This is a genomic window from Microbulbifer sp. ABH2_005 (assembly GCF_056160005.1).
In genome coordinates this window covers 293153-303661 of record NZ_JBSWWI010000002.1, presented here as the reverse complement: position 1 = coordinate 303661, position 10509 = coordinate 293153, and the positions used below count along the sequence as shown (strand labels likewise).

The following is a 10509-nucleotide window of genomic DNA, read 5'->3' as shown; positions in this document are numbered from 1 at the left end:
TTTGCAGCTTTTTTTTCGGTGATTCGAGTAGCTCAAAGCCCTTTTCGAATCCCGGCAAGGTCGTTTCCGACCCTGCTTGAAGTGGCGCGCATTATAGCGACCTCTCCGTGCTTGGCAAGCTCTTTTTCAAATCAATTTTCTTAACAAAATCAATGAGTTAGAGCCACTTCCCGCTGCTGCTTGAGCAGCGAGGAGGCGAACTATACGGACTTCACGGGGGCACCGCAAGCTCTTCTTGTAATAAATTTTCAAAAAGGCTTTTGCTGAAATTTTGACCATGCCGCGGTCTGTCAATAGAAGCGAGAAGGCCCTGAACAATAATAAGTCCCCAAGCTTTCAGCTCCTTCATCTAAATCAAATCGGAAACTGGCATGTAGGCCGAAGTTTACTCAATCTGCTTTAACCGTAGGCATCTCGGCCTGCGCAGAATCATCTTTTATACCTTCTTGCTTCTCCAGGCTCTTACCCCGCAGCTTACCGGTGACAGCCCAAGCCAAAAGAGCAACCCAGGCAATCCAGGAAAGCCCCGCAGGCACATTTGCTGCAAGAATTTTACGGAAGTGTTTTCTATTGAGAAAAAATGCAACTATGGCTGGAAGAAACCAAACAGCAAAAAAGAAAACAACAAATAAAATACCCTTTAACAGACTAATTTGGCTCAGCAATTCTGAAAAGCGGTTAATTAATTGATCGAGATCTGTAAACATTCCTTTACTCCAATTTTAAACGGTCCCCTTTACAGTCTCGCTCTCGTCCATTTTTTTACAGCTAATTTAGATATTTTTTTTGTAGATCTTCCAAACTGGCTTTTTCGCGCCCTGTACGCCAGTAGATATAATAGCTATAGATAGCCAATACCATCATGCCTGTAGAAAAGCCAATTAGTGCTGTTTTTGGGTTACGGAGCAAGCTATCTACAATCCCTGTATAGGCACTCAGAAACTCCCATATTCCTATGATTAACAATTGGAAAAACACGAAAATCCAGCTGAAATGCACTTCACGACGCTTACGTCTTAACCTTAGAAGGGCCAAATCCATATAGGCGCTCGTAGATTCCTCTAGTGGAGCCCACAAACCACGACGATTTAAAAGAGAAAAAACCATTGCGATTACAAGCATTGAAAGTATAAGAATGATGCGTAAGCTACTGTCCGGAAAGCCTTCCACTAAAACGACATTGAAAGCATAAACTGCTACGAAAATTGCAAAGAGCCATTCAAAAGTTACTACCATCCACATACGCCGCTCTTGACGACGTACCCACTTCAATATGGCAGCAGGCACTTTTGTGCTAACCCGTTGCTGCTTCCACAAAGTTTCCAGTTCAGACCACTGTTCTTCGCTGCTCGCTTTATTCATTACTCACCTCCTGACAAGCAGATGTTCAGCCGTTCTTTTGCTCTGTTCAAGCGCACAGCAATATTGCTTTCACTGATACCAAGCACTTCGGAAATTTCCGTATAGCTTAACCCCTCTAAACGCAGAGTCAGGGTTTGACGCAGGCCCAGAGGTAGTTTTTTAACCGCAACTAGCAGACGCTCTGATTTACGCTCTTCCACCAGGCGCTCATCAGGACCCGCTTGACTGTCTGGCAGCGTCATCAATTCCTCCTCACCAGCATGTTGAGGCTTTCTTCTGGCTATTTCGGTTACACAACGATTGTGCGCAATGCGGTAGACAAAGGTTTTTAAGCTCGCATCCCCTCGAAAGGAAGGCAGCGCTCGCCATAGCCCCAACCATATCTCCTGGAGAAGATCCTCATGCTCTGCAGTAGTGCGCACATAGCTGCGTGCTATTCGGGAGATACCCTCGGCATACTCGGTTATCGCCTGCTGAAATAATTGATCCCGTAAATCCACCGGCTACTCCATTTTTTCGTAATGGGTACTGTACCGACGACGCCAAAAACCTTACAAAAAATTTCATTAACCTCCTCAATAATTGTCGATACCTTCGTCTGACACGGATAACCCAGGTTCGCCTCAGGCTTTACACACCGACACAAGCCGAGACAACTACACTTCGTCTGCATAATTTCTGAGGACACACTTATGAAGGCTCTCTATACAGCAGTCGCCACGGCCACTGGTGGCCGTGATGGACAAGCGGCATCGTCGGATGGTGCCCTGGATGTAAAGCTCAGCATCCCCAAAGAGCTGGGCGGGGATGGCGGAAGTGGCACCAATCCCGAGCAATTATTTGCGGCAGGCTATTCGGCTTGTTTTATCGGTGCGATGAAATTTGTTGCGGACAAGGAAAAGGTCGCCACACCGAACGATACCAGCGTGCGAGCTGAAGTTGGTATAGGGCCCAGCGGAAAGGGCTTTGGCTTGGAGGTGGACCTCTATATTGAACTACCAGGGATGGATAAGGTGGTGGCAGAAAGAGTGGCATTAAAGGCACACGAAGAGGTCTGCCCCTATTCCAATGCGACTCGCAATAACATTACCGTAAAGTTGCATATTACGGTTTAATTATAAAGGGCTGCCAGTCACTGGCAGCCCTTCTTGCAAACCTCTTTCCCCTCTTACCCCTAGCGCGATACGCGTGCGGCCTTATTGGCCATCTGAAAAGCCAGCCGTGCGGCGGTGCGCGCGCCATGATCCTCAATATCGAAATAGGGGTTAAATTCGGCCATATCCGCCAAGCAAACCTTATTTGAATCCAAAACGGTATCCAGTAGCTCTTCGAGCAACTCCAGCGCTACCCCACGCCCAGAGGGCGCACTGACCGAGGGCATTACTGCCGCTGGCAATACATCCAAGCAAACGGTGAGATAAACAAAGTCCACCTTATCGATAAAATCCTGGATTTGCTGCTTAACCTTATCCAGGTTCCAGCTACTGATTTCTCGATCGCGAATGACTTCGGCACCCAGCTCATCGGCGCGGTTGTAGAGTGCCGGGGTGTTAGCATTATCGGCAGCACCGACACAGAGATAGTTAAAGGGACGACCATTGATCTGGCACTGTTCTGCAATTTGATAGAAAGGTGTGCCTGAAGATCCTTTAGGCGAGGGTATACGGAGATCCAAGTGAGCATCGAAGTTGATAATGCCCAACGTCTTTTCCCGGTGCAGCTCGCGCATCCAACGCGCTATACCCAGATAGCTGCCATACGCAATTTCATGTCCTCCCCCCAGGACCAGGGGAAAGTGACCATTGTCGAGCAATTCATTGATACGCGCACCGAGCAGAGCCTGTGCGGATTCCAGATCCTCGCGGTCAACGCGGACATTACCGGCATCATAAAGAGGTAAGTCAAAAGTAGCGGGCAGATTGGCCATGGCCAAGCGTAGGATCCTCGGCCCTTTCGCGGCACCGATACGCCCCTTATTGCGTCGTACCCCTTCATCCGAGGCAAAACCGAGAATGGCGATCCCGGGAGGGTTATCCAGTTGCAGCGGAGAAACACGCTGGTGCCAGCGCTCTCCGGCGCGACCGTCCTCGCTGTCGGTGCGGCCACTCCATAGGCGCATATCAGCCAGCTGTAACATCTTTGCCTCCCAGGAAAATCTGTGCAGGTTTCAGCGCGCCAAATTCATAAGCCAGTTGGTCCGGAGTATCCATCGGCCACAACACCATATCCGCGCGCAACCCAGGGCGCAGCACACCGCGAGAACAACAGAGCCCCAAAGCGCGTGCGGCAGCGCGGGTCACGCCGGCCAACGCCTCAGCCGGGGTCAGGCCAAACAGGTTGCAGCCCATATTCATCATTAACCGCAGCGAACCAATGGGGCAGCTACCGGGATTCAGGTCCGTGGACAGGGCCATGCAAACCCCCGCCTCGCGAAGCTTTCCTACCGGCGGCACCTGGGTCTCGCGCAGTGTATAAAAAGCTCCGGGGAGTAATACCGCCACGGTGCCGCTTTCGGCCATGGCCAGCACGTCCGCATCGCTGATGTATTCAATATGATCTACGGAGAGCGCGCTGGCTTTGGCCGCCATCTCCGTAGCACCGGTGCGCGCCAACTGCTCAGCGTGCACTTTAATTGGCATGTCCAGCTGCTTGGCGGCATCGATCACCCGTTGGCACTGTTCTACGGTAAAACCAATAGTTTCGCAGAACATGTCCACCGCATCGGCCAGTTGCTCGCGCGCAACTGCTGGCAATATCTGCTCGCAAATCAAATCGATATATTCATCGGCACGGCCATCGTATTCCGGCGGCAGGGCGTGTGCAGCCAGGCAGCTAGTGACGATTTCCACAGGATTGTGCTGTCCCAGTCGACGCGCTGTGCGCAGCTGTTTCAGCTCCGTATCCAAGTCCAGGCCGTATCCGGATTTAATTTCGACGGTGGTAACCCCCTCAGACATCAGGGCGCGCAGGCGTGGCTCCGACAGTCGGTACAACTCCTCGGCACTGGCGGCACGAGTGGCGCGCACGGTGGAAATAATGCCACCGCCAGCACGAGCCACTTCTTCGTAGCTCTCGCCCCCCAGGCGGCGGGCAAACTCTCCGGCGCGATGACCGCCGTAGACCAGATGGGTGTGGCAGTCGATCAGGCCCGGGGTCAGCCATTGACCCTCGCCATCGATCACCTCGTCTGGAGCGCAGTCCGGCAACTCGCGGCGCGGCCCCAGCCATACAATCTTGCCACCGGTTACCGCCACAGCGGCATCCTCTACAGCACCGTAGCCCCCGACAATAGAAGGGTCCATAGTGGCGGCATTCACATTAGTAATCAGTAGGTCACAGCGTTCTGTCATAAGCTTCTAGCGGCGCGCTTTTCCTTCTTTAACCATAGATGCCCAGTCCAATACCGAGCGGGATTTAAGGCAGTCAGGATACAGACCATCGCCCCGGCTTGACAGTCATCTTTAAGACAACCATAGTAGCTATTATTATTTCTTGTATATACAACCATATACAAGCCTAAAAGGCATCTAACTCAAGCCTATGAATACTGCAAGCGAGCCACGCTACGCGGCGATCAAGCGCCATATCCGGCAACAAATCGAGAAAGGTGCCTGGCCTGTGCATTTCCAGGTACCCTCGGAAAATCAGCTGGCACAGGAATTCGGTGTCAGCCGTATGACCGCCAGACGCGCATTGAGTGAATTAACCGATGAGCGGGTGCTGATGCGCGCTCAGGGGCTGGGTACTTTTGTGGCCGAACCGGTGCCGGCAGGCTCCCTATTAGAAGTGCGCAATATTGCCGATGAAATTTCCGCACGCGGTCATAGCTACAGCAACCGAATTTTGCTGGCACAGCAGTGTATGGCCAACGCCGAAGTGGCCCGTGCATTGAAAGTACCAGAGCAGGCCAAAGTTTTTCATACCATTATTGTGCACTGCGATAACGGCGTACCCATTCAGTGGGAGGAGCGCTTCACTAACCCGACCCTGGCCCCGGAATATCTACAGCAAGATTTCGCCCACACCACACCCAACGCCTATCTTTCCAGAGTCGCGCCATTGACCGAGGCCGATACTACGGTGGAGGCGATTGCCGCAGAGGCCTCTATTGCCTATGCGCTGGAGATCGCCACCGGCGACGCCTGCCTACAGGTGTGGCGGCGTACCAAGAGTAGCGCCGGCACTGTGAGCTTTGCCCGCCTGGTGCACCCGGGTAACCGCTACCGCCTGGGCGCGCAACTGAGATTCTAATTTCTGAATGTATCCCCTGTGCCCCAACAATATTTGATTGATAACTACAGGGCGTAAGAATTTTTACCAAATATTTTGAGAGGAATTTATGTCCGCTGATAAACGTCACGATCCCAGTCGCAAAATCCGCGCGCCTCGCGGCAGTTCGCTCAATGCCAAGAGCTGGCTGACCGAAGCCCCACTGCGCATGTTGATGAACAACCTGGATGCGGAAGTGGCTGAACGCCCGGAAGACCTGGTAGTTTACGGTGGTATCGGCCGCGCCGCGCGCGACTGGGAGTGTTACGACAAAATTGTCGAGGTACTGAAACGCCTCGAGGACGACGAAACCCTGCTGGTACAGTCCGGAAAACCGGTGGGCGTATTTAAAACCCACGCCGATGCACCTCGCGTATTAATTGCCAACTCCAATCTGGTGCCGCACTGGGCCAACTGGGAACACTTCAACGAGCTGGATAAAAAAGGCTTGGCCATGTACGGCCAGATGACTGCAGGCTCCTGGATTTATATTGGCTCCCAGGGCATCGTACAGGGCACCTATGAGACCTTTGCCGCTGTTGCTCGCAAACACTTTAATGGCGAAGCGAAAGGCAAGTGGATTCTCACCGGAGGCCTCGGAGGCATGGGCGGCGCGCAGCCACTGGCGGCGACGATGGCAGGATTCTGCATGATTGCGGTGGAATGCGATGAAACGCGCATCGATTTCCGCTTGCGCACCGGCTATGTAGACAAAAAAGCCACCAGCCTCGATGAAGCGCTGCAAATGATTGAAGAGGCCATGGAAAAAGGTGAAGCTATTTCCGTTGGCCTGCTGGGCAACGCAGCAGATATTTTCCCGGAAATTGTGCAGCGCAATATTCTGCCGGATTCTGTTACCGACCAAACTTCTGCACACGACCCTTTAAATGGTTATCTGCCTAAGGGCTGGACCATGGAATACGCCGCAGAAATGCGCAAAAAAGACGAGGCCGCAGTAGTAAAGGCAGCCAAGCAATCTATGGCGATTCAGGTCGAGGCCATGCTGGAGCTACAAAAGCGCGGCGCCGCCACTCTCGATTACGGCAACAATATTCGCCAGATGGCTCTCGAAGAAGGTGTGGAAAATGCCTTCGATTTCCCCGGTTTTGTGCCCGCCTATATTCGACCACTGTTCTGTGAAGGTGTCGGTCCTTTCCGCTGGGCGGCCCTTTCCGGCAACCCGGAAGATATCTATAAGACCGATGCCAAAGTTAAAGAACTGATCCCCGATAACCCGCAGCTGCACAACTGGCTCGATATGGCCCGCGAGCGCATTCACTTCCAGGGACTGCCCGCACGTATCTGCTGGGTAGGATTGAAAGATCGTGCGCGTCTGGCTTTGGCCTTTAATGAGATGGTTGCCAGTGGTGAGTTGGAAGCACCGGTTGTGATCGGCCGCGATCACCTCGACAGCGGCTCTGTAGCCAGCCCCAACCGCGAGACCGAGTCCATGATAGACGGCTCCGACGCTGTCTCCGATTGGCCACTGCTGAATGCCCTGTTAAACACTGCCTCTGGTGCGACCTGGGTATCCCTGCATCACGGCGGCGGCGTAGGCATGGGCTTCTCCCAACACTCAGGTGTGGTGATTGTCTGCGATGGCACCGAAGCGGCACGCAAGCGCATTGAGCGCGTTCTCTGGAATGACCCAGCCACCGGCGTAATGCGCCACGCCGACGCCGGCTACGAGATCGCTAAAAAATGTGCGAAAGAGCAGGGCCTAGACCTGCCCATGCTAAAAGACTGATTTTTTACCGCAATAAAAATACCGTCGGAAAATTAATGCGCGGCCCTATATTTTTCTGCCGCGCACTGCCGACACCAAAGCTGTAAATTTTTTTGGTGAAATAATTTATGTATCAATTGGAAATCGATCCCGGCCAGCTAAGCCTTGCGCAACTGCGCCGCGTTGCCCGCGAACCAGTACAGCTATCCCTGGCAAAAAGCGCTTATCCGGCCATCGAAGCCTCCGCCCACACGGTTGCCCAGGTAATTACCGAGGGCCGCACGGTTTACGGTATCAATACCGGTTTTGGCTTATTGGCCAACACCCGTATCGAAAAGCACGATCTGGAAAACCTGCAGCGCGCTATCGTGCTGAGCCACGCCGCCGGTACCGGTAACTTTATGAGTGAAGCTACCGTACGCCTGTTGATGGTGCTGAAAATCAACTCCCTCGCACGGGGTTTTTCCGGGGTGCGCCCGCAGGTTATTGATGCTTTAATGCAGCTGGTCAATGCTGGGGTTTACCCTGCAATTCCAGAGAAGGGTTCTGTGGGCGCTTCTGGGGATTTGGCACCGCTGGCCCATATGAGCGTGGTGCTTCTCGGTGAAGGGGAAGTCTTTATAAACGGCGAGCGCAAAAGCGCTCACGAAGGCCTCAAAGTTGCGGGACTTGAGCCCATTACCCTGGCCCCCAAAGAAGGCCTTGCCCTGCTCAACGGCACTCAGGCCTCCACCGCCTTTGCCCTGCTCGGCCTGTTCGCCAGTGAAGATTTGTTCGCCGGTGCCTTGGTTACCGGTGCCATGACGTTGGAAGCTGCCAAAGGATCGCGCCGCCCCTTCGACGATCGCATCCACAACGCCCGTGGCCAACAGGCACAGCGCGATGTAGCGGCGATTTACCGGGACCTACTCGGCGAAACCAGCCAAATCGGAGACTCCCACCAATTCTGTGAAAAAGTGCAGGACCCCTACTCGCTGCGCTGCCAACCCCAGGTAATGGGTGCTTGTCTGCAGCAAATGCGCTTCGCTGCCGAAGTACTGCTGGCCGAAGCCAATGGTGTTTCCGATAACCCGCTCGTCTTTACCGACGAGGAAAACCCCGAGAATTCGGACATTATTTCTGGTGGTAACTTCCATGCGGAACCAGTGGCTATGGTCGCCGACAACCTGGCACTGGCAATAGCGGAAATCGGCTCCCTGTCCGAACGACGCATGGCGCTGTTGATCGACAATAACCTGTCCGGCCTACCGCCCTTCCTGGTGGAAAACGGCGGGGTGAACTCCGGCTTTATGATCGCCCAAGTTACTTCCGCTGCTTTGGCCAGTGAAAATAAATCCATAGCGCATCCCGCCAGCGTGGACTCCCTGCCCACTTCCGCCAACCAGGAAGACCATGTATCCATGGCCACCTTTGCCGGTCGCCGCCTGCGGGATATGGCCGATAACACCTGCGGCATTCTGGCAGTAGAATTGCTCGCGGCCTGTCAGGGACTGGATTTCCGCGCGCCATTAAAATCTACAGAAAAACTGGAAGCGGCCAAGGAAAAACTGCGCGCGCGTGTCTCCTTCTATGATAAAGACCGCTATTTTGCTCCGGATATTGAAGAAGCTAAACAACTCCTCAGTAGCGGCACCTATCTGGAATCTATTGATCCGACCCTGCTGCCGAGTACCCATTGATTTCCAGAAATTTCTATAAATAGGTTTTTATAGAAGATGAAGTTACAAAAGACCGGGGCAGGATTCCCCGGTCTTTTTTTATCGTTTTTGGTCCGGCAACAACAGCGACCTTAAAGTAGCCAATTGTCCACCGACAGAAATTGCAACGTGGATAACTCCCATCAGTCTCCCGTCACATCCATTAAACCCTGTAGAACAATTTTTTTACTATGTGAGGAAATTCGCGCCAAAAGTGCTAGGCTGAGAATTAGACGTTTTACCCGCCAAAAGGTGTGGAGGTCTAGATGAAACCGCTGTCGCTTCGGCTGCTTCGTCACTCGGGCTATGCGCTGGCCATTGCCGCGGGGTTTTCCCTGTCGGCCTGCAATGGCACAGGATACCCCTGTGGAGGTTATGACTGCTCAGCTAGCTATTACGGATATAGCCCTTATTACAGCAAGTCATATTACAACCTGCGGGGCCGCTACGCCCACTGCCACCCCGATGGGGTCTGCCACAACATGCAGCACTGCAACTTTTATTGGGATGGGAATTTTTACCGCCTGAGACCGCCTGCAGTAGTGAACAGAGGCTACCAGGTTATCGATCCGCCCGACCCGCCCTATCAAGCCAGGCCCTACTAAGACCGGAATTCTGCGTGCGCCCATTTGGCACACATAAAGGGGCTTGGCCCCTGCCGGGCCTCTCCGGGGGGAAATTCCGCTTACCGGAGATTGCACTATGAATAGAGCTGTTAAGGCGGCCTTCATTGCCGTCACGGTATGCACGGCCCTGATCCTGGGTGCTTGTGCAACCGATAGTTACTATAACGGTGGCTACTATGGCGGTTACTATAGAGGGGGGGGAGTAGCCTATACCTCTTCTTTTGTTTACCCCTATGCAACCCCCAACTACTACCCTTCCAGTAATATCTATGTCTCTTACCGTACGCCGGTTTACCAGTATTACCGGGTGACCCCGCGCTATGGGTACTACTATGGTGGCTATGGCGGTGCCTATTCCTATTACCGCGCACCTGGCTTCCGCGGCAATGCCCGCTACCGGGCCAGGTATTATTATCGCGGGCTTCCCTACTACAACCGCTTTAATTCCCCCGGTGCTGCACAAATACGCTATCGCGCCCAACACCGTGGTTATCGCGGGGGCCATCGGGGATATCGCAGCCACCGTGGTTATCATCGCATTCGCGGTGGGCACCATCACAGAAGACGTTAAGGCGTAGCTGCCATTAACTTAACCGTGAAATAGCTGAGAATTCTGATATTTCACAGCGCCCGCGAAATGCCTGTGCAAATTAATAAATACACTGGTATTTCGCGGGTTATTCTGGCGATAACGCTGCGATCATAAAGTTTGTTCTCTCCCAGCCCATCAACTTCATTGAAAAAGTTACTAAAAAAATTCAAACCTGTAATTTTGTAATTAACTGCAGATCACTGATTAATTTTTGCGGTTACGCCTACCGATAACCCA

The 10509-nt window shown here is 53.0% G+C and carries 11 protein-coding genes; 6 read left to right on the top strand and 5 right to left on the bottom strand.

The window, feature by feature from the left end:
* Window positions 1–389: 389 nt before the first annotated feature.
* From ACXAFI_RS18885 to ACXAFI_RS18875, 3 genes are all read right to left on the bottom strand, one after another.
* On the bottom strand, window positions 390–707 hold the full coding sequence (locus tag ACXAFI_RS18885) for a superinfection immunity protein (protein ID WP_475110014.1): 318 nt from the start codon (window positions 705–707) through the stop codon (window positions 390–392).
* Window positions 708–768: 61 nt separating this feature from the next.
* Window positions 769–1362: a hypothetical protein gene (locus ACXAFI_RS18880; RefSeq protein WP_475110013.1), complete on the bottom strand. Its 594-nt coding sequence runs from the start codon at window positions 1360–1362 to the stop codon at window positions 769–771.
* A complete protein-coding gene (locus ACXAFI_RS18875) occupies window positions 1362–1862 on the bottom strand; it encodes an RNA polymerase sigma factor (protein WP_475110012.1) in 501 nt (166 codons plus the stop codon). Before ACXAFI_RS18875 ends, ACXAFI_RS18880 begins: the two co-directional genes overlap by 1 nt.
* Window positions 1863–2054: 192 nt before the next feature.
* Between ACXAFI_RS18875 and ACXAFI_RS18870 the strand changes: the two genes are divergently transcribed.
* Window positions 2055–2477, top strand: coding sequence for an organic hydroperoxide resistance protein (locus ACXAFI_RS18870; RefSeq protein ID WP_152455649.1), 423 nt, complete (start codon window positions 2055–2057; stop codon window positions 2475–2477).
* A gap of 59 nt (window positions 2478–2536) precedes the next feature.
* Here ACXAFI_RS18870 and hutG read toward each other — a convergent pair whose 3' ends face one another.
* Both hutG and hutI read right to left on the bottom strand, forming a co-directional pair.
* Window positions 2537–3499, bottom strand: coding sequence for a formimidoylglutamase (gene hutG / locus ACXAFI_RS18865; RefSeq protein WP_475110011.1), 963 nt, complete (start codon window positions 3497–3499; stop codon window positions 2537–2539).
* Window positions 3483–4712 carry an imidazolonepropionase gene (gene hutI, locus ACXAFI_RS18860; protein ID WP_475110010.1) on the bottom strand — a complete coding sequence of 410 codons (1230 nt, stop codon included), beginning with the start codon at window positions 4710–4712 and terminating at the stop codon, window positions 3483–3485. Before hutI ends, hutG begins: the two co-directional genes overlap by 17 nt.
* A 190-nt stretch (window positions 4713–4902) precedes the next feature.
* Between hutI and hutC the strand changes: the two genes are divergently transcribed.
* The 5 genes from hutC (at window position 4903) to ACXAFI_RS18835 (ending at window position 10251) form a co-directional block, all read left to right on the top strand.
* Entirely contained in the window at window positions 4903–5613 is a 711-nt protein-coding gene (gene hutC / locus ACXAFI_RS18855; protein ID WP_152455655.1) for a histidine utilization repressor, read from the top strand.
* An 88-nt stretch (window positions 5614–5701) separates the two neighbouring features.
* On the top strand, window positions 5702–7378 hold the full coding sequence (gene hutU / locus ACXAFI_RS18850) for a urocanate hydratase (RefSeq protein WP_475110009.1): 1677 nt from the start codon (window positions 5702–5704) through the stop codon (window positions 7376–7378).
* A 107-nt stretch (window positions 7379–7485) separates the two neighbouring features.
* On the top strand, window positions 7486–9036 hold the full coding sequence (gene hutH / locus ACXAFI_RS18845) for a histidine ammonia-lyase (RefSeq protein WP_475110008.1): 1551 nt from the start codon (window positions 7486–7488) through the stop codon (window positions 9034–9036).
* Between the two features lie 284 nt (window positions 9037–9320).
* Window positions 9321–9659, top strand: a complete 339-nt coding sequence (locus ACXAFI_RS18840; protein WP_152455661.1) for a hypothetical protein — start codon at window positions 9321–9323, stop codon at window positions 9657–9659.
* A 97-nt stretch (window positions 9660–9756) separates the two neighbouring features.
* Window positions 9757–10251, top strand: coding sequence for a hypothetical protein (locus ACXAFI_RS18835; protein WP_475110007.1), 495 nt, complete (start codon window positions 9757–9759; stop codon window positions 10249–10251).
* Window positions 10252–10509 lie beyond the last annotated feature (258 nt).

What these genes read in the sequence shown, in the direction of transcription:
- ACXAFI_RS18840 (WP_152455661.1), top strand. Translation starts at nt 9,321, where the DNA reads ATGAAACCGCTGTCGCTTCGGCTGCTTCGTCACTCGGGCTATGCGCTG.
- hutI (WP_475110010.1), bottom strand. Translation starts at nt 4,712, where the DNA reads ATGACAGAACGCTGTGACCTACTGATTACTAATGTGAATGCCGCCACT.
- hutU (WP_475110009.1), top strand. Translation starts at nt 5,702, where the DNA reads ATGTCCGCTGATAAACGTCACGATCCCAGTCGCAAAATCCGCGCGCCT.
- ACXAFI_RS18835 (WP_475110007.1), top strand. Translation starts at nt 9,757, where the DNA reads ATGAATAGAGCTGTTAAGGCGGCCTTCATTGCCGTCACGGTATGCACG.
- ACXAFI_RS18870 (WP_152455649.1), top strand. Translation starts at nt 2,055, where the DNA reads ATGAAGGCTCTCTATACAGCAGTCGCCACGGCCACTGGTGGCCGTGAT.
- hutG (WP_475110011.1), bottom strand. Translation starts at nt 3,499, where the DNA reads ATGTTACAGCTGGCTGATATGCGCCTATGGAGTGGCCGCACCGACAGC.
- ACXAFI_RS18880 (WP_475110013.1), bottom strand. Translation starts at nt 1,362, where the DNA reads ATGAATAAAGCGAGCAGCGAAGAACAGTGGTCTGAACTGGAAACTTTG.
- ACXAFI_RS18885 (WP_475110014.1), bottom strand. Translation starts at nt 707, where the DNA reads ATGTTTACAGATCTCGATCAATTAATTAACCGCTTTTCAGAATTGCTG.
- hutC (WP_152455655.1), top strand. Translation starts at nt 4,903, where the DNA reads ATGAATACTGCAAGCGAGCCACGCTACGCGGCGATCAAGCGCCATATC.
- hutH (WP_475110008.1), top strand. Translation starts at nt 7,486, where the DNA reads ATGTATCAATTGGAAATCGATCCCGGCCAGCTAAGCCTTGCGCAACTG.